The 19,156-nt window shown below is 58.5% G+C and carries 11 protein-coding genes and 3 pseudogenes; 2 read left to right on the top strand and 12 right to left on the bottom strand.

The features are described from left to right. Positions 1-20: 20 nt before the first annotated feature. The 4 genes and pseudogenes from NL114_RS21225 to NL114_RS21215 all read right to left on the bottom strand — a co-directional run. Positions 21-353, bottom strand: a complete 333-nt coding sequence (locus tag NL114_RS21225; protein WP_254824940.1) for a hypothetical protein — start codon at positions 351-353, stop codon at positions 21-23. A gap of 98 nt (positions 354-451) precedes the next feature. Continuing rightward, a pseudogene (locus NL114_RS21835) lies at positions 452-559 on the bottom strand (ArsR family transcriptional regulator); the annotation flags it as partial. A 10-nt stretch (positions 560-569) separates the two neighbouring features. Then, positions 570-1,811, bottom strand: a pseudogene (locus NL114_RS21220) (RNA-guided endonuclease InsQ/TnpB family protein). Positions 1,812-1,934: 123 nt separating this feature from the next. Beyond that, positions 1,935-2,078, bottom strand: a pseudogene (locus tag NL114_RS21215) (ArsR family transcriptional regulator); the annotation flags it as partial. 266 nt (positions 2,079-2,344) lie between these two features. Here NL114_RS21215 and NL114_RS21210 point away from each other — a divergent pair. Further along, positions 2,345-2,896 carry a hypothetical protein gene (locus NL114_RS21210; protein ID WP_254824939.1) on the top strand — a complete coding sequence of 184 codons (552 nt, stop codon included), beginning with the start codon at positions 2,345-2,347 and terminating at the stop codon, positions 2,894-2,896. Between the two features lie 435 nt (positions 2,897-3,331). On the opposite strand, the gene NL114_RS21205 is transcribed toward NL114_RS21210, so the two are convergent. The 3 genes from NL114_RS21205 to NL114_RS21195 all read right to left on the bottom strand — a co-directional run bounded on the left by NL114_RS21205 (position 3,332) and on the right by NL114_RS21195 (position 11,157). Beyond that, entirely contained in the window at positions 3,332-5,605 is a 2,274-nt protein-coding gene (locus NL114_RS21205; RefSeq protein WP_254824938.1) for a phage NrS-1 polymerase family protein, read from the bottom strand. 521 nt (positions 5,606-6,126) lie between these two features. Next, positions 6,127-10,536 carry an ATP-binding protein gene (locus NL114_RS21200; protein WP_254824937.1) on the bottom strand — a complete coding sequence of 1,470 codons (4,410 nt, stop codon included), beginning with the start codon at positions 10,534-10,536 and terminating at the stop codon, positions 6,127-6,129. A 270-nt stretch (positions 10,537-10,806) separates the two neighbouring features. Further along, the gene (locus NL114_RS21195) at positions 10,807-11,157 is read right to left on the bottom strand and encodes a hypothetical protein (protein WP_254824936.1); all 351 of its coding nucleotides are present in this window, start codon (positions 11,155-11,157) and stop codon (positions 10,807-10,809) included. A 201-nt stretch (positions 11,158-11,358) separates the two neighbouring features. Between NL114_RS21195 and NL114_RS21190 the strand changes: the two genes are divergently transcribed. Continuing rightward, complete coding sequence (locus NL114_RS21190; RefSeq protein WP_254824935.1) at positions 11,359-11,613, top strand: hypothetical protein; 255 nt, start codon at positions 11,359-11,361, stop codon at positions 11,611-11,613. Between the two features lie 292 nt (positions 11,614-11,905). On the opposite strand, the gene NL114_RS21185 is transcribed toward NL114_RS21190, so the two are convergent. From NL114_RS21185 to NL114_RS21165, 5 genes are all read right to left on the bottom strand, one after another. Next, positions 11,906-13,528: a sensor histidine kinase gene (locus tag NL114_RS21185; RefSeq protein ID WP_254824934.1), complete on the bottom strand. Its 1,623-nt coding sequence runs from the start codon at positions 13,526-13,528 to the stop codon at positions 11,906-11,908. Positions 13,529-13,902: 374 nt separating this feature from the next. Continuing rightward, positions 13,903-15,111: an MFS transporter gene (locus tag NL114_RS21180; protein WP_254824933.1), complete on the bottom strand. Its 1,209-nt coding sequence runs from the start codon at positions 15,109-15,111 to the stop codon at positions 13,903-13,905. 389 nt (positions 15,112-15,500) lie between these two features. Further along, the gene (locus NL114_RS21175; RefSeq protein WP_254824932.1) at positions 15,501-16,004 is read right to left on the bottom strand and encodes a hypothetical protein; all 504 of its coding nucleotides are present in this window, start codon (positions 16,002-16,004) and stop codon (positions 15,501-15,503) included. Beyond that, positions 16,001-18,304 carry a hypothetical protein gene (locus NL114_RS21170; RefSeq protein ID WP_254824931.1) on the bottom strand — a complete coding sequence of 768 codons (2,304 nt, stop codon included), beginning with the start codon at positions 18,302-18,304 and terminating at the stop codon, positions 16,001-16,003. Before NL114_RS21170 ends, NL114_RS21175 begins: the two co-directional genes overlap by 4 nt. 241 nt (positions 18,305-18,545) lie before the next feature. Then, complete coding sequence (locus NL114_RS21165; protein WP_254824930.1) at positions 18,546-19,097, bottom strand: hypothetical protein; 552 nt, start codon at positions 19,095-19,097, stop codon at positions 18,546-18,548. Positions 19,098-19,156 lie beyond the last annotated feature (59 nt).

The following is a 19,156-nucleotide window of genomic DNA, read 5'->3' as shown; positions in this document are numbered from 1 at the left end:
GTGGGCCACGAGGACAGGAACTAGAAGGTGTAGTCGTCGTGGCCGTGGGCTTCGGCGCAGTCCTCGCAGATGACGTCGAACGGCGGCCACCCGTAGAAGCCGTCGGCGTCTTTGAGAGGCGAGACGGAGACGAGACCAGACATCTCGCACCCTGGGGTGTCGCACGTCGAGACGACGAACTCGCTGGAGACCTCACCGGTGCCGTGCGGGTCGTGGTCGGGCGTCGGGGACGTGACTGCCTCGGCCGTCTTGAATTCGACGCCGACCGGGGACCGGCGTTGGGCCACCGCGCCGCTGTCGCTGTCCGCGTGGTTGTCGTCGATGCACCGCTCGTCGGGGTGGATGTTGTTCATCTCAAATCCCTCACCCCATTCGGGTACCAATACCTGTGGGACCGGGAGATAGGAACAGTACACGGTAGCGGAGGCAACGTAGTCCTCGTTACCCAAGTCTATTCGTCGAGGGCAGTGTCGGCATCCTGGATGTTAGCGAGTGACCCACCGCGCTCCTCGATATCGAGGTGTTCGTGGACGACTGGGCGGAGCGCTTGGAGGGTAAGCTACCACGGCCTAAAGGCCGTGGCATTCAGCGTGGACTCCCGCTCTAGCCGATTCCTCGGCAGACGAATAGTCGCCGTTCGCGTTCAGCATCCCGCTGTTCAAGCGCACGCCTACGGGTGCGCCTCCACCGGAGCCAGTCTGGTTCCGGCGGAGTTACCGCAAACCGATGTTCTTCGCCGCGTTGTAGTCCGCGTGGTTCTCGTACTCGCACTTCAGGCACTCGAACGCCTCACCACGACGGTTGTCTGGGTGCGTGAACCCGCACTCTGAACACCGCCGACTCGTGTTCTCGGGAGTAACCTGCTCTACGTCGATACCGTATGCTTCGGCCTTGTACTCCACGTAGTCGTACAGGCGGTCGAACGCCCATTTGTGCCCCCACGAGGCGCCAGTCCGTTCGCGGATATCAGTCAAGTCCTCGAACGCGATTACCGAACATCCGTTCTCTCGGGCTTCAGAGACGAGTTCGTTGCTGATCCGGTGGAGCAGCTGTTTGAACCGACCGTCCTCTTTGCGACCGACGGACTGGATGTTCTGGTGTGCCCACCGCGTCCCACACTGTTGGAGGTCACCACGCCGAGATTCGTACGCTCTGCGCCAGTGGTCGAACTCCGCGCCAGTCCAGAACGTACCCGTCGAGGTGACGGCGAGTTGATTCACGCCAAGGTCGACCCCGAGAACCGTTCCGTTCTCGGTGGTCTCCTGTTCCGGCGTGTCAGTCTCCACGACCGTCTTACAGTGGACGTGAAGCTGCCAGTCACCGTGTTTGTGGTGGAGTTCTGCGCCCGTCACTTCGTACGCATCGGAGGACAGGTACTCGTCGTGGGGTGTTCCATCCGAATCCGCAGGCAACACGTAGTCGGCTTCGAGACGCCCGTCTACTGTGGCAAGGCTCACGTAGTCATCGTGGAACGTGGCCGAGCGGTGATCGTAGACGACATGTGGACTGGTGAATTGGGGTTTTGATGCCTTCTTCCCATTCTTCCACCGCGTAACGACGCTCTTGCAGGCCTCGGCGGCCTTGTTGCGGGCTGCTTGGACATGGTTGCTGTGGAGTCGTGTGTTGGCTCGGACATCGTCGTACGTCTCGTCGTTGAGCGTCGTCTTGCTGGTGGTGACGTACTCACCATCGAACGCGTGGTCGGTGACATACTGTGCTGCCCACAAAAACTCATCCACGGTGTCGCGGAGAAGTGCGGAGTCGTCACTGTCCACGGCAAGCGTGATCGGGACAGTCCGTCGCACCTCCATACGTCACATGTACCCTTGATAGTTCATAAACCTCGGGAGAGTCAGCCCGCCATTGTGCGTGGATTGTGTCCCGTGAGTGGCGGCTTCCTCCCGCGCCTTCAGGTGCGGGTATCCGCCTCGTTTCTCCATGAGCTCTTGGACGGTCGCGTCACCCTCACGCGCGAGATAGGCGTAGAGTTGCGCGAGGCGCGGCTCCTCGAGGAGGTCCGCAATGGAGAGGAACTCGCGGACGAGGTCACCGTTCGCCTGGTTTGAGGTGCGGGACATTTCGGTACTGATTACAGATTACAGAGAACGGTGAATGGGTGTTTCGGAATCCGTGGCTCTGTTGAAACCCTCTGTAGCTGATAGGAACGGCGTGCTGACTATAGAGGGTCTATGCAGCACTCGGCCACTGTGATCTCACGCCGTTATTGGTGAATCAACTGCTCAGTAAGTGTGCAAGTGTTGCAAAAATATGTGCCAGTATAGAGTCACTAGAGTGGTCTATACTTCGGATAATAATTAAGTACGTGACAGGGGTATTCAACGATATGGTATGGTCAGATAGCGATGAAGAACAATGTCCTGTCTGTAAGGGGCAAGGGACTGAACCAGCACGAGAACCAGGTGGGGGAGTGGGGGCCGGCGCTTGCACGCACTGTGGGGGTAGTGGATATGTGAAGAAATTGGATTCTGGAAGCGCAATTGATGATAAGTACGGTAGTCCTCAGTCGACATCCGGTAGTGGAGGTGATCCAGTAGCGAGTTTGATGGGCGCCACTATTGGAGACGAAAAGGTCTACAAGCTGATTCAGAATGATGATGGTGAAGATATAAAGTATCCGGTGGCGACTATTGAAGAAGGCAAAATTTACAAGACAATTCAGAATGATGATGATGAAGATATAAAGTATCCGGTGGCGACTATTGAAGAAGGCAAAATTTACAAGACAATTCAGAATGATGATGATGAAGATATAAAGTATCCGGTGGCGACTATTGAAGAAGGCAAAATTTACAAGACAATTCAGAATGATGATGGTGAAGATATAAAGTATCCGGTGGCGACTATTGAAGGGGATATAATTTATCCCATCGATTGATTGAATGGCGACCCCGGTAGCGGAGACTCCAATTCTCGCCACCATATTGAAGTCGGAATGTAGATCTAACCTGACAACAGAGTCAACGGAGTTTGATTTCGTTGTCTCATTAACCAAACCTTTCAGTGACGCGGTCAATGAGGAGTAACTGACTTGTTTTCCTTTGTTGAAATGGCAAGTGTACCTACCGGCTGTTTCAACCAGTGGGGTGAAGCGAACGCAGCTGTCGTGCTGCACTCCCCCTCTTCATCTAATAATTGGGGAAGTGTTGATTTCGGCCTTGCTCAGTGACCGACTCGCGCACTGTATTCAGCACGGCTTCTGAAACCTATCACAGATTGAGGATTTCAACAGAGCCGGATTCGTGATAAGAGAGCGTTCCAAGGTCGCCAGACCGAAAACAGCAGCAAGCAGATGCGTCCCGGCTCAGGTTGCTTAACGGAACAACCAGGAGAACAAGCCTCCCTGTTGCCGGCGTTCGCGTTCTTCGGCCTGGATACGTTCATTCGCTTCTTCGTACTCGCGGAGGACGGCGTCGAGCCCGGAGAGGGTCTCCTTCACGGTCGCGACATCCTCGCGGCGGACCATCGGGCCGAGAATCCGCTCGAGGTGTTTGACGGGGTCCTCGGGGAGATCGGCGTCCTCGGGTGAGAGAAGGCCGGCTCGCCTGAGCTGGGCGCGGTAGCGTTCGCGCTCGCCCATCAGCTCATCCATCGCCTTGAGATAGGTCTCGGCAGTGAATTTGTAGCGGTCTCGCTCGTCCTCGACATCGGCGAGGTCGGTGAGCCGTTCTTCGAGGCGGGTCTGGTACCGTGCAAGCACGCGGTTGTCTTCGCGAGCGACTTTCATTGCCTGGGCGGTGGGCGTTCGGCCCTGAATCGGCCCGACGGTCCAATCGGTGGGGTGTTTCTCGGCGTCGTCGAGACGCGGGTTAGTTCGCGACCACTTGGGGCCGGCAGCCTGGACGGATTCGGCCATCATCCGTTGGGTGCTCTCGTTGAGGTCAGGATTGGTGTCCGTCCCAGTCGGCGCGGCAGGCTCAGTGTCCGTAGTTGTCGACGTCGTCGCGGTCCCCGTCTGGGCGGCCCCCGTCTCGAGACTGGACACTCTGTCGTCTCCGGCAGTGGTGGTGTCGGGGGTAGCGTCGGGCGTGGTCGTCGACGATGCCGCACTCACGTCGTGGCCGGTGGCTGTAGCCGTGTCATCGGCGAGGTCGGTGAGGATGTCGGCGTCGACTGACTGGCCGTTCCGTTCGTTCGTGTCCAGCGGGCCCGAGTCGCTCGGAGCGGGCTCCGACTGGGAAGACTTATCATTCGTAGGGGAAGCGCCGGCGTCACCAGCGGCCTCCTGTGGCTCCTGAGAGGATGCTGGTTGAGCAGCGGCCTCGGATTGGTCGTCGTCGAGGCCGGGCACGATATTGACGGTTGAGGTGTCGCTTCCGCCCCCGTTCCCGGGCTCACCGGTGAACTCCCTGGTGGGGTCGGTCCACTTCATTGAGGGGGCGGTGGATTCGTTACCCTCGTCGGCAGAGCGCGTTGGCCCGTCGGCCTTCGAGAACGTTACACCCTCCTCGCTGGGGAGTTCGTAGTAGTCGTCGACTCGGAGGAGCGCACGGGCGATGGCGACGGCGCCGTAGGTCGCACCCGAGGCGTAGTGTCGGCGGTCCCATTTCTCGCGCATCAACCCGGAGTTGCGAAAGAGCGCGTCCATCCGATCGGGGTCTTTTCCGGTCCAGAAGGCGAGAGTGTGAGCCATCGCCATATCGGCCTCGGATTGGCTCGGATAGTCGGCGTCTGGAGACCCCCACATCGAGCTGTCGCCTTCGTACAATCGGCGCCTGCGGTCACCGCCCTTGGAGTCGTACATCCGTTTCACTATCTCGCCATCTGATAGTTCGACGCCGGGCCCTGCGAGGTCGGCAAACGTACTGGGGCACACAGGCGGGAGGTACTGCGTCTTGACTCGTTCGATGGCTTCCTTGATAGCCGGGTCACGGATAGTCCGGTAGGCGTCGCCGTAGCGGTCGCGAAGCGAATTCGCGCTCTGCCGACCGGAGGCTTCGGTGGCCCGTCGATCGCCACGGATTGCTCGTCTTTCTGAGCTATCTGTCGAGGTGGACGCCGCAAGGCTAAGCTGGCCATCCGACCCGGCCTCACCCCGGATGTACTCGGCATGGACGGCATCTAACTCATCCTGACAAGTCCGAATCTTGGTGGAGGTCCCGTCGAGGTGCGCCCCGGTGACAGTGAAGTACCGATCCGAGTCGTACATCTCGACGCGGCCTTTACGGTTGCCGCCGGGTGGGAGTGCTCCGCCGACGAGGATATGCATGCCGGTGCCGGAGGGTGAGAGCTCGGTATATGAGTTTAGCCGGTCGATGATATCCTGGGCCCAGTCTTCGATCTCGCCGGTATCAGGGTCACGACACTTATCGAGGTCGACGCCGGTGATGGAGATGTCGTCGGTGAAGACGAAGCCGAGTCCGTCGGCGGTCACCCGCGAGTCGGTGAAGGAGTTCCAGGCGGTGTCGAAGTCTCGACGCTGGCTGGGGTTGGTGACATCGCAGTTGATGTCGCCACTCGTCCGATATGGTTTCGTCGGGATTTTGGTAGATTTCCCGTCGTGCTGGCCTTCCCGCCACAAAATCCAGTTCTCGATGCTCCGGATCTCGGTCGGGATAGCGTCGGTAGTTACGTCTATTCTTGGCATGATTCTATCTGTGATTCTCTGGATGTCGTCGCCACGGGTCGGCGGGCGAAACAAACCCGGGCCGGCGGTTGCGGCTTGATTCGGAGACAAACCGATACCCCGTGCCCGATTCTCGGGAAGTAAGGAACCCCACCCACCCAATACTATGATATGTAGCTTCGGAGAGGCTAAATAGAGCTACCAGATTGCTCAATAGCTCCTCTAATTCGATCTGCACACGTGCGCAAAGTCCCGACGGTTGGGGTGGTCTGTCGGAGACGAATTTTGAGGGCAGGAGCCTCCTATCGTTCGTGTGCGCCGTGCGCTGAAATTGCGCGAATTTTCGCGTCGGCGAAATCCTCGTGAAACCACCGGTCTTGAGCTGAGCCACGAAAGGGGCTTTTAGACAATCTAGGCCATTTTGCACACGTGCGCGAAGTCCCGACGGAGGGGAGCCTTGTCCGAACCCCGGTTCGGTCGATACAGGGCCCCTATCGCTCGCGCACGGCGTGCGCGCTCTCTGCGCGGACCCTCCGTAGTGGCTACTGGAGGTCATCGAGTAAGTTGGCCGCGCTGACGAACTCCCAGTCGCCGTCTTCACCCCAGATCGACTCGGTCAGTTCGCCGTGTGACCGACCTCGACGCTTGGCGGGGAGTTCGTCGATTCGGCCTGCGTTGTGCAGGGCTCGAGTGATATTCCATGCTTCTGAGAGATTGGGGACGACCCAGACTCTCATCTCAACGTCGAATTGGTTGAGATCGTCGTAGTGCTTGACGATGTGCTCGTGCCTGACGTTCCAGATTGCCTCGCCGAGTATCGCGGGATTTTCATCCTCGTAGGCAACGACATCGGGCTTCACGTCGGTCCCGAAGACTGGCGTGTACCGTTTGACGAAATACTGATTGGTTTTGTCGTTAGCGAGTGTGCGAGCGAACGCCTCGACCATCACCTTGTGGTAGGTCTTCTCGTTGACATCGCCCTGGTCTTCACCGAAGGCGACCTTCGCACCACACGCGTGCTGGCCTTCGTCAGTGACCGTGTAGTAGACGCGGAGATTTTCGGTCATCTTCTCGAGGTAGCCGAGCTCGATGAGGTTCTCAACATCTACCTCAGGGAACTGACTGTTTATCCGCTCCATCGTCTCGGTGATATCGAATCGGGGATGACGCCCATTAACAGTCATCACGATAGCGGCGAGGAACTGACGGTCCTGAACTGTCAGGTTCTCGCCTCTGTCAGAACCGACGCCACCCACCTGGGTATCCCGCTGCTTGGTAGGTGCTGAGCTGGTGGTGTCATCGTCGGACTGGCTGGCTTCATCACCGAGGTACGTTTCACCCATCGTGGTGGGGTGTGAATCGGCAGTTTCGCCCTCGCTCGAGACGGTCGGGTCACGCCCGTTGTAGAGGAAGTCGTTGATGCGATCTCCCAGATTGCTGTCTGATTCCTCGACGGACGGTTCAGCGGTGGTTCCGCCCTGATTCCCCCCGTTGCCTGCAGACTCTGTCCCGCGTGAATCGAAGTCGTCCTCGGGATCGTCGGCGGAGATGATGTGGCCGCCCGAATGATGCGGTCGACCGCCCTCGTTCGAGGGTTGATTTGGGCGGGTTTGCAAGTCGTTCTGCGGTTGCTTCCAATCTCTGTTGCCGAACGCGGTGTCTGGGTTAATCGTGGTCTGGGATCCAGTGTCCTCGTCGTCACCGACGATTTGGCCGTACCCGCGCTCGCGGTCCCCGGGGGGCACATCGTAGGGGCTGGCGGTCGAGAGCTGCTCGTTGGAAGGGACGGTATTGCTCCCGGGGATCAGGCAGTAGTCGTCCCGCGTGTGACGGGCCTTCTTCGAGTCCACGTCGGTGAAGCGTTCTCCATACGGGGAAACTGAGTCCCCGGTCACAGGGTCGCTGGAGTTGCTGTGGCCGGCCGGGATATCCACGGGGAGCAGCGTCACCAACTCGGGGATGTCGGTCATGAAGCCCGTGTCGGGAAGTTGGGCGACCCACTCACCGCGCGGGAGCGACGTGATCCGGTCGATGAGTTCCTCGTCATCGATACCCTCGTGGAACAGCGTCATCACGAGTTCATCGTCGACGGCGAGCTTGCCGATGAGTTTGGTGTTGATGTTCCGTAGGATCTCCTTGTAGGAGGAGACATCGAGGGCGTCGGATTTTACCTGCTCGGCGAAGTGGACGATAACCTCGAGTGCGAGTCCGAACTCACGACCGTCGGGGATCATGTCGTCTCTGACGAGTTCGGATTGCAGCAGCGGCGCGGCCTCGTCAATGATGAGGTTGATGACGTAGTCCTCGCTGACCGGCGGGGTCTTCCCGACGCGGTGGCGCAGCCGGGCACCGGACCAGATGTAATCGAGCAGCAGGAACGTGAAGAGGTTGCTCGAGGCGGGCCGGAGGTCGCCGGTGTCGATGAGGATGACACGCTTCGAGGCGAGGATGTCCTGAATGTCGAACATAGGCGACTGGTAGGCGTAGCACCCGTTCTCGTCATCCCACTCGGGGACGAAGTTGAGGATACGCCAGATGAACGACCGCTCGGCGAGTTTGGTGATACGGTTCATCACCGCGTCTATAGATGTCATGAACCGCTGACGGTCGGCGTGGATATGCCGGTCAAGGGATTGTTCGAGCGTCTTGTCGCTCACCCTCGGAAGGGACCCTTCCTCCCGGGTTCTCTTCTCCTGGCTGCCGAGTTTCTGCATATCCATCGCAGCCCGGAGGAGGTCACTGATGGGCCACGCGTCCCGACCGTACACGGGGTCGAACATCGCCTTGGTGAGGTTATTGAGGATCTCTTGGGCGACGAACGCCTGGTCGGTCATTTCTCGGCCGAGGACGTACACCAGCAGTTCGTTGTAGCGGTCGACCTTCTCTTGGACGGCAACCGTGCGACTGACGCCGGCAGCGAGTTGCGGCCGGATATCGAAGTAGGGGAACGCGAGCACTTCCTCGTCAGGCCCGGGCACGGTGATGTGGACGACGTCGTCGAGGTTCCCGAATTTCTTGAAGTGCGCTCGCTTGTATTCGTCACTCATCGAGCCGCCCTTCTTGTCGAAGACGAAGATGGGGCCATCGAACGATTCGTAGGCGCTGAGAGTGTCGTTAATCATCGCGGTCGTCTTCCCGCCACCCGTCGTCGCTGCTCGGAGGACGTGGTGGGTGAGCTGTTCTGCGCTAAGTTTAATCGGGATGTCCGGCCGATTGTCGACGGCAGTCTCGGCGTACCCGATGAGCATCCCGTAGTCGTATTGCGAGAGGAGGTCTTCGTCGGTCGCTGTGAGTGGCGAGCGGGCGTCGGGTGACCCGCCAGAGGACCCACGTGAGGCTCGTGGGAGGGCGTCAGTGTGGGGCACGACGACGAAGTTCGCGAGTTCGTCGGGCGAGGCGCACAGGATGGAGTCGCCTTTGCTGAGGCGCCCGGAGAGTCCGCTCGTCGAGGCTTGCCGGGCGTGGCAGAGACGGACGAACTCCTTGTCGTTGGAGCCGAGGATCTCACCCTCGATGCCGTAGTACGGCCCGGATAGGCTGGTGAAGGCGTTAGAGATGCTCTGTATTGTCCGGTCGTTACAGGCGGCGCGGAGGGTCAAACCGAAAGTCGTCGTCGGCTGCTTGTGGTCGATTTGGGCCATCCGCGATCCGGTGATCTTGTTGGTGTCACCGGCGGAGAGCGTCCCGCCGACCTGTTCGGAGATATCGCCCCGGTGGATGTTCCGGCGTTCCTGTTCGGAGGTCCCGAACATCTGCCGGGAGAACTCGTTTTTGAAGGCGCTGAACGTGCCGTGGTTGCCCATCTTGAGGTTGCGCTTGTGGACTTCGGCTTCGCTCGTCCAGTCGTCGCGGGGCTTGAACACGGCCTGGAACATGAACGGGTCGTTCGAATGGACGGCCTGCTCGAGGAGAACGCTCAGTGGCGAACGGTACTGATCGTCGTTGTCGACGGCCATATCGCTGAATGGCCGAAGGAGTGTCATCCAGTCGTTCTTTTTCGAGGAGATGCCTTTCCACCGGATGAGTGAGGGGCGAGCCGCTGCGGGGACTTCCTCAGGGCGGAGGGGCACGCCTTTCGCGATGAGCTGTTCTTCGGCTTCTTCAGTGGTGGGTCCATCGCCGCTCCCGATTGCGTGGTCCTCGAACACGGTGGGGTCCTCGAACCCAGCGAGCCGTTCGAGGTCACCAATGTCGTCGAGCGAGGCGATCCGCCGCCCGCCGACCTGTGCGTTCCCGTTTTCGGTAGCGAACGCGGCGACGGGGTTGAACGGGACAATCTCGAACTCGAATGATTCGGGGTACATCGCGGCGACGTTCGCGGCCAGCGTTTTGAGCGCGGTCGCGTCGTAGGGCGTCACGCTGAGGTAGAAGTCAAATCGCTTCGTGTCTCGGGGCTTGTGGATGACGAACTCGAAGGTCTTCTTGTAATCTTTGAGCCCGAATCGGTTCTTGAGATTGAATCGTGAAGTGTCGGTGACGCCGGCACGGTAGAGGCCGAAGAGTCCAGCGATGATGTTGCCGGGCGTGACCTGCTCGCGGGCGGGTGAGATGAGGATGTACGGGCGGGCTTCGATGGGGTCGCCGAGTTTCTTCCCAGGGCCCGTGGTGGCGTTGTCGTAGGGGTCGAGTCGGTCCTCGGGCTCGCTGTCTCCGGCGTCGTCGCAGCCAGGAGTCTTCGCCAGCTCGGTCCGCTCGTTGGACTTCTCGAACGGGACAAACGGGACATCGCTTCGGTGGGCGTCGGTCGCTGCCCTCGTCTTTGTCTGTGTCTCGCGCTCGCTCGCCGTCTCCGACGCCGCCTCGGGTCCGGTCGACGACTTGGCTCCGTTGAGCTCCCACGCGTCGCGGGGGGTGGCACCCTTCTTGTCGAAGATGCTCTCAGCGGGGGGGTCCCGGTCGGTATGCTTCGTGGCATCGCGTTCGTTTTTACCCCGGTCTGATGGCTGGCTCATCGCAGGTCGGCCTCCTCGTGGGGGCGTGTAGACGCACTCCCAGCCAATGGCTGTGCAACGGTCGGTCTATTTCCGTCCGGGAGAGCGATTCTATTTATCTCGAGTCGTGAGGTTACGGTACTCATCTGGGTGTTCCGGTGGTCAGGTTCATCTGTCGCTGCTGCTATCGGCCTGAGAAAGAATTCGCCCGAGAAGGTCTCGCTGGGAAAGTCGAGCACGGGCGGCTTGTGATAGGTGGTTCCGCGTGTTCGCTCTCGGACGAATTACGGGTTAGGGGGCCGCAATCCACTCGAGGAGCGCCACGAAGATGGAGACCCCGAAGTAGAAGATCGTCATGCTGGCTCCGCCAATCATGAGCCACATCCCGTTCTCTGCACGGTCACTGTTCTTGCGTGCGGTGAACCACACGATTGCACCCAGTGCGAGACCGACGAGACCCGCGTACTTGAGCACGAGGAGAACGGTGTCGTACAGGTTGGTCATGATGCCTTCCAGTCCACTGGTCCCGTCAGCAGCGGTCTGCGCCGCAACAGGACTCACGAAAACAGTCAGGACGACGAGACCCACGATGAGGCCCGTGCTGTGCTTCTTCAGGAGGTTCTTTACTCGGAGGGTGTTCATATGATTCCCGCCCCCGGGTACGCCACGTTCGAAGATAAAGTCGAGCAGATTACATCTGATGTAGCGAATGTAATGCATCCGCCTTAGGTGCTAACAGGCGATAATTCGAGTTTATTACGATAAGTATATGTCTGTATATCGCTTGACCGGATGTGAAGAAGAACACCCTCCTAGTGCCCCTTCTTCGACTAGGTGATTGAAGTGTATACAACCGACTCGAACGGCTCTTCCAGTCTCGATAGCGAGTGCGACGCGCCCTCGGCGAAGATCAACGTCTGTCTCCGGCGAGAGACCCACGCGCGGCTCACGGCGTACAAGAATCTCAACCCCTTCGTCGTCAAGACGTTCGACGAGGCGGTGACCGAGCTGCTCGACACCATCGAGTTCCCAGACCCCGACGAGTTCGAGAGTGTCTTCGTCCCGTCGATGACGCCTCCGAATCTGGACGACGAGTGAGACGGACAGACTATCCCCCTCGGTTTCTCGAACGGTTTTGCGTGCTGATCCACCGAATCTGGCATTCTGTCGCCTCCTCCCGAGCGTACCGAGAGGGATTATCTGGAGAGTTCAGAATTTTGCGGCTCTGTTGAAATCCGTCACAGCTGACAGAATTTGGGTGCTGCATATAGAGGGTGGGTTCAGAAGATTGACTCTCGAGTACACCAACCTCATTATTAGCGCGTATCGATTTCAGAACCCATTCACTGCCCGCATTAATCATATTCGAGTTAGTAGATTCCAATACCTCTCAGTTTGATTTGGGCAATTCGACGACGAATATCGCTCCTTTGGGTTCGTTGTCCTCAACCCACACTTCCCCCCCGAACTGCGTGGTTATGGTATGGACAAGGTACAGGCCGATCCCAGTACCGGGGCTCTCCATCCCTTTCTCCCCCTTCCCGAAGATCGCCTCTTTTTGACTATCAGGGATTCCGGGGCCATTATCCGAGATTCGAAGCCGAATCCATTCGGCACCCTCATCGTAGGAAACTGTAATTTCAGGTGTCTCCTCATCATTATGCCTGACAGCGTTCTCAAGGAGGTTTCTGAAGACAGACGAGAGCATCTCGTTCCCCTGTACTGAAACCTGTGGAAGATTCTCGGGGACGTGAACGTTGACCTCGGGATAGGACTCACGTAATGCTTCCAGTTCGGCTTTCAACATGTCGTCTAACGCAACCGGTTTTACCTCGACTATCTCTCCCCCCGACAGTGAGTCTACGAAGTCACGGGCAACATCGGTGAGTTCAATCACATGCTGGGACTTGTGCAACACGCGTTCGAGTGCATCCTCTCCCTCTTCAGTGACGTGCGCCTGCAGTGTTTCAGCCCAGCCGAGAATCACGGCCATATCATTTCGAATATCGTGGCGAATCACGCGATTCAGGGCTTCGAGCTGCTCCGTCTTCTGTTCGAGCTGCTGCCGATACGATTCTCGAGCAGTCACGTCGGTGATCGTCACTAACTGTCCAGTCTTCACTTCACCAGCCATGAACGGCGAATTCGATACCTCGTAGAAGCGCGTCTCCCCGTTCTGCGTAACTGTAATTACGCGTTGCTCTGTGAGGCGGTTCGATAGTTCACTACTCACGGATTCGACTGGACTCCCGATCGAGCCGTGGAGGCCCGGCAAGATCGTCCGGGCAGCTTGGTTGTAGTCTCGAATGCGGCCATCCGGATCAAGGAAGAGTGCGGGGTCGTCCGTTCCGCCAGTCAGTCGGACAGCTTCGAAGCGCTGGAAGTAGACGAATAGCGTTCCTACAGCGAACAGCGCGACACCCGGCGGTTCGTACATGAGTGGTAGCAACCCCTCGATCTCGCTGCCGAGAATCGTTACGACAGTAGGCGCACCAGTCAGGCCGACCAGAATCAGAAGTGGCCGGCTATCCGTCCCAGTGTGGTAGAACCGTTCGATGAGCATGAAGAAGCCAACCGCAATGACCGCGTATGAGAGCCCCAGGAGGATCCAGTAGAACAGTTGGTGATGGATGGCAAGATGGGGAAACGGCTCAGCCATCCATTCGGTCGTGAAATAGAGATTGTGGAGCGGATTCGTGACCTTGAGCACGATAAAGAAGAGAAACACGCCACCGACGAGGTGCCGATAGGGGGCTTGTCGCGGGTGGCGCCCTGTGTAGGCAGCACAGAAGTAGAGCCAGGCCCCGACCGCGACGAATGCGAAGACGAACCCGAAGATGTAGAAGCCGAGTTTTGCCGGAACAGTCGGTGCGAGAAGGTATCCGAGGTAGCCACCTGACCAGAGGGCCACTGAGAGTAAGAATACGACGAGGCCTTCCCGGGTTTCTGGATGTTGGATATTCCGGGCCCGTGGAATACTACCGAGACAAGCAATCGCAGACAGAGCAAACATCAACACATATCCCAGAAAAACTCCATTCACTCTACTTATTAGGAAGGGAATGACTGGTTGATAGCTTTTTGGATTTGATTATCGGCTAAATCGAGTCCGAAATCACCATATTCCTTTGAGAAATGGAGCAAATAACCTCTCTGTATGTGACAATGAAATGGAAGCGGTCGTGCGACCGACTCGCGCGTTGTATTCAGCACGCTGGAATTGACCTGCTCACCAGCTGTCAGGTGACAGCTGCTGACTATTAGGACAAGTTCAGTAGAATATTTTTAATTGTATTATATAATTATTGAATGATTCGATGGGAAAAGCGGGCAAATTGATCACCATCAAGAGTCTCAGTTTCTGTCTGAATCAGGGACGAGACGAGATTAGTTGCGAAGTGAGACATAAAGAAGCCCGCCTGTCGCCGTTACGAGTATTCCAGCAACGAGCATCAGTGTCCGGTATCCTTCGACGGTGCTCACGAAGAACGTCTCAGCGACGAACGTGAAGCCGACTGCACCAATCGTCTGTCCGAGACGGAGCATACTGGTTCGCACCCCCATCATCCCAGCACGGAGATCCTCCGAGACAAGCGTAACCACCTTCATATCGATGGACGGCAACGCGAGTCCGATCCCGATGCCGAAACTGAGTAACGCGATAACTATTACCCCTGTCGTAGACGACCGCCAGATGAGAAGCAAGCCCGAGCCGAAGGCGACAAATCCCAACGAGATCAATTCCGGAGCGGTCCGTCGCTGGGAAATCCGTCCATACAGCGACGACGTGACAGCATTCGCCAGAGCTGCGACGGCCAGTATCAACCCGATAGGTGAGGAGGTCAATCCGAACTCGTCACTCAACAGCAGCGGCAATGCCGTTATCACGGCGCCATAGTAGATGAACACCGCCAAGAACATTGCAGCAAAAAGCGCGAGTGCTTCTGGCAACTGAATCACCGCATAGATTCGGGTGATATATGTGGAGAGCTGGACATCTGACGCACCTGTCGACTCGTCCAATGTTAGCACTGCGAGAATCCCAACGGGGATCGCTACCCCGAAAAAGAGAAATGGGACACTCCACCGTACCGTTGCGAGTACGCCACCGAGTAGCGGATAGAAGGCTGCTCCAACGCCGATCATGCTACCGTTTATGCCGATGAGGGTATCGCGACGGTTCCCCTCGTAGATATCACCGATCAGGGTGACTGCGAGCATCACAAGTGCAGTGGCCCCGATTCCCTGGAGGAATCGCAGTCCCAAGGCGACGAAAAGGTTCGTCGTAAAGGCGATTCCGGCGCCCGCAATGCCGAACGTGAAGAGTAGCGGGACTAACACCCACTTACGACCGATTCGGTCGGCTGCGTAGCCGATGAAGGGAGTGAGGAAGATTCCAGGGATTGAATAGGCGGTGATGAAGAGTCCGACTGCTGCATCTGAGACGCCAAAGACTGAGCGTAGTTCTGGGAGGAGTGGGCTGATTAGTGAAACGCCCATGACACCGATCAATGAGCTCGAGATGATGACATAGAATACGACGGAGTACCACGGGATTTCTGATCCACTCGTGTCTCCACTCGGGTTTTCGTTCATAGCCAGTACCGATGAGGCTGATGTCTGTTTTCCTTATAGGACTGCGGGTTTCGGCGACGTGGGCATCCGCATTTCAGAGTGGCCGTTACCTGGATTATCAGTATTGAGTAATCCATGAGTATCCTGTTTCTACCGATTCGGGTAGGTCACTCACGTCCGCTTTCGCGTGACCGACTCGCGCTCCGTATGCAGCATGGCCTCAAGAAACTATCAGCAGTTGAAGGTTTCAACAGAGCCAGTTTTGCGTAAATTCACCCGGCGACGGGTTCCTTTGAGAGGGGTGGAAGGTCAGTAGGGTCGTAATCTTCGGGTTTCGGTTCGGTGGTGGAGGTCATGATTGGAGTGTGGCTGTATGTGTCGTGTATCAGGCCAGATGTGGTCAGGGTAGATCATAGGAGTATCCAGGCGAGGGCGCTGAACACGTTGCCGCCGATGCTGCCGCCGACGAGGGTGAGGCCGATAATAATGCCTCGACGACCGCGAGCGTCAGCGAGTGAGCCGCGACTGCCGAATGTCCACCAGGTCACGCCGATAATGAAGATGGCGAGCCCGAGTGCTTGGAGCACGAGGCTGAGGCCGGTTGCGAGCTGGGAGAGCGTTGTCACGCTTGTGCCCGTCACCGCCCCGTAGGGCCATCCGACGGGGAGGAATTGGCTCCCGAGGATGAACACGAGGACGTCGTAGATGACGTCGATAGCGATGATGGCCATAAAGCCCGCCGCACCGCCGATAGCCATCCCACGGTAGCGGACCATCGAGCCGGCGTTGTTCGAGGAACACACCCATCCGATGAGGCCGATCACCAGCGCAAGAAGCGTCCCGTAGCGCCCGATGACGGCTGCAGTCTGGTAGAGTTTGAGGGTGGGCCCGACGAGTGCACTGACGCTACTCATGCTTTCTTTCCCCCACCGTGTTTACTGGTCCGGCGGCGCATCCGCACGTACCAGAGTGCGAAGATACCGAGGGCAATCCACTCGACGAAGATGAGGGTGTCATCGATCGCTGCCGAGATGTACGCGCCGACCGTACCGATGGGGCTGAAGGTGACTTCACCCGGTGGGAGCATGTAGATGATACTGTCGCCCTTGTAGTAGGGGTCGTCCGGGCCGGTGTCCCAGACATCGCCCTCGTAGTATGCGCGGACGGTCATCCCATCCCAGGTGATGGGGGCACGTCCCTCGGCATCGGTGGTGACGGTCCACCTCGTGCCGTCGCCTTGGACGACGGTGATAGCCTTGCCCTCGAGGAACCCATCGGAGGTGTTGGTGAGGATGAGGGTCCCCTCGTGGTCTTCACCCGTCGGCGAGCGGGTGGTTTCCATCAACCGGAGGACCGTCTGGGCGTACGGTTTGCTGTAGGCTTCGATTTGGGCATCGTCGAGGTTCGCACCGTAGGGGTTCCCCACGCCGGTGACCTGAACAGTCTCTCCTGTGTCGAGGTCGTTCGAGTTGACAGTGACGACGTGTTGTCGGTAGAGTTCTGTCGGGGCGTCGTTATCGGGGTCGTTGACGCCGGCTGGAAGGGGTTCACCGGCAAGCCGAGCGGTCACTTGACTATCGACGGTGGTGATCCATCCCCAGCGTTGGTACTCAGCGTTCCGCTGGGGGAAGGCCATCGTGACGTTGGCAACGCTGGTTTCGTAGTGGTAGATGGCCGGCCAGCGGTCGTTATGCGTGTGGGTCACATCGTAGGTCGACGAACTGCTCAGGGTTCGGACTTCGACTTCATCGTTCCGTGCGATGCCGTAGAACCGCCACGGTGAATCGACGTAGATCGTTTTCCCGTTGATATCGAGGCGGATTTGCGTCCACGGATCGGCAGGAAGGTCCTGGTCACCGTCCCACTTGAGGATAAGACGGTCGTCGCCGGCGCCGTCGATGTGAGCGACGGTGACGTTGAGGTTGGGCGAGTCGTAGTCGGTGATCGTTACGGGGACGCTGTATGAGGTCGTGTGCGTATAGGAGTCCGTGCTGGATTGCGTCCACTCACTGCATCGCGAGCTCGTGATGCCCCAGCGGGTTTTGGCCTCGGTGGTCACTTCGAGGGTAGCGGTCAGCGTGTATTCGCCACGAGGGTATTCGAGGGGTCTACTGGAGGGGTCGTCGATAGCGATCCATGTTTCCGGGCCGAACTGGTTCCATTCGGAGTCGCCGTCGAAGCCTGGGGCGTCGAGCCGTACGGACATCACTTCAGCACTCGAGCTGAGGATGTCGTATTCGACCCACTTCGTCCGGTCGTGGTAGTGCCAGTGGGTACTTGTGTGCGTGTGCGTGGAGTTGTCGTGGGTGTGCGTCCGGCGGTGGATGTGGTTTATCCGGCACTGGTCGACGTAGCTGTAGTCCGGTGGTGCGACGGCTCGGTGGTCGTAGGGGACGTACGCCCCGCGCGTAGGAGCGCCACCCGAGACGTAGCTTCCCCGATACCAGACAGACCCGAAGACGTGGTTGATGCCGACCCACGAATCGCGAACAGTATCGAAGTCCGACTGGCCCCATTTCCGGGGCATACTCGCGCCGCTACTGGTCGGGTACAGCTCGCGCCCGTTCATCATCGGGACAGCGACCCGCTCGGAGTCCTGGGCATAGCGCATGTACTGGCCGGCAGCGTGGAGGTTTCGATCGATGGTATTCCCGTATTCTGCGTCGTGGATGAGTGCCTCATCCGGGTTGACGACGTAGTGTTCTTCCTGTGCGGGGTCCCATCTGACATCGGCGTTGTAGACGGGCCGCCACTCCCCGTATTGGTTAGTGATACGGACGAACCATTTCCCGTCGACACTCGTCGGGCCGTCGTAGGTATTGTTCCCGTGAACGAGGAGAAACTGTGTTTTCTGGTATGAATTGGCGTCAGAGTAGCGAAGCCACTCATCCCGGTAGGGGATCGCGTTGAAACTGCTGACCTCTCGGATATAGAGGTCCTGTGTCCCGGCGTATCGAAGCGTCTGCGAGGGTGATTGCGACCTCGCGTTCAGGACTGTCGGGCCGTATGGGTAGTCGTTCTGGAAGTACCCGTCGTACGTGATACTCGCCGGGTCGACATCGGCATCATTGTTCGCGAGGACTCGGTAGGTGTCCTGGTAATCATTCTCGACACCGGGCTCGGGTGCTGGAATCGTGTAGATGGGACCGAGTCCGTCTGCGACCACGATGGTTGCGGGTGCGAGGACGAGCGTCACTGCGAGGAATGTCGTCATGGCCAGGCGGGAGTGACGCCTGAGTGTCCGGCACAGACTTCGAGGACAGCCGCTGCCGCGATGTCGACCGAGACTCCACCGCGTGCTTGGGAGGACGCGGACGAGACGTGCGAAAACGCCACTCAAGAACTGTGTACAGAGACCGCAGGCGGTGGCCGCGACACGTCCCCCCAGCGTGCTGGTGGCTCCCCCTGTTTGAGTTCGCGTTCGAGAGTGCGTCTCGTCTGGTCCCCGGGGGGGATCAGCCTGAGAGGACATAGTCAATCAGGCCGATGAAGATCGGGAAGGCGAAGCCGATAATCGAGAGGATGATTCCGGTGGTTGCCATCGCGAATCCGCGTCGCCGGTTGTTCACTGAAGGGCTGACAAAGTACGCGATGATGCCGAGTATCATCGTGATAAGCCCGGTCCACTTGAGGAGGTTGCCGACCCAGCTGGGAACTTTGATTGCGTCTTTCAAATCCGAGGTGAGAGTACTGAGGTCGGCGGTCGACTGCAGTGGGATGAGCGAGGCGTACTGAGTGCCCGAAATAGAAGTCGTCCCGAGGTCCGCGATCGGACGATCGATTCCGTATGCGAACGGGCCTGTCGCGGCTGCCACATCGGAGATGGGGCTGCCGGTCGACAGTGGTCCACCGACGAGGATGGACCAGCGAGTGATGATCGCAAGGGTCTCTGGTTGGAGGAGTATCATGGGAGGGTTTCTAACGTCGCCCGTAATCTCGACGGCGTTGTGGAGTGCCCGAGGGGAGGCCATCTGCGGGTAAATACTCTCGCAGGCCACATCCGCCACACCCGCTACATCTACTGTGGACGACAAATGGCTATATCCGCCTCTTGCCTACGATGGCC

Origin of the sequence: Haloglomus halophilum, assembly GCF_024298885.1 — an archaeon.
Lineage (GTDB): Archaea > Halobacteriota > Halobacteria > Halobacteriales > Haloarculaceae > Haloglomus > Haloglomus halophilum.
This window is presented reverse-complemented; position numbering and strand designations above follow the sequence as displayed.

Coding starts and splice junctions, on each gene's coding strand:
- NL114_RS21205 (WP_254824938.1), bottom strand. CDS start 5,605: ATGCCAAGAATAGACGTAACTACCGACGCTATCCCGACCGAGATCCGG.
- NL114_RS21225 (WP_254824940.1), bottom strand. CDS start 353: ATGAACAACATCCACCCCGACGAGCGGTGCATCGACGACAACCACGCG.
- NL114_RS21185 (WP_254824934.1), bottom strand. CDS start 13,528: ATGTTTGCTCTGTCTGCGATTGCTTGTCTCGGTAGTATTCCACGGGCC.
- NL114_RS21210 (WP_254824939.1), top strand. CDS start 2,345: ATGGTATGGTCAGATAGCGATGAAGAACAATGTCCTGTCTGTAAGGGG.
- NL114_RS21180 (WP_254824933.1), bottom strand. CDS start 15,111: ATGAACGAAAACCCGAGTGGAGACACGAGTGGATCAGAAATCCCGTGG.
- NL114_RS21195 (WP_254824936.1), bottom strand. CDS start 11,157: ATGAACACCCTCCGAGTAAAGAACCTCCTGAAGAAGCACAGCACGGGC.
- NL114_RS21175 (WP_254824932.1), bottom strand. CDS start 16,004: ATGAGTAGCGTCAGTGCACTCGTCGGGCCCACCCTCAAACTCTACCAG.
- NL114_RS21200 (WP_254824937.1), bottom strand. CDS start 10,536: ATGAGCCAGCCATCAGACCGGGGTAAAAACGAACGCGATGCCACGAAG.
- NL114_RS21170 (WP_254824931.1), bottom strand. CDS start 18,304: ATGACGACATTCCTCGCAGTGACGCTCGTCCTCGCACCCGCAACCATC.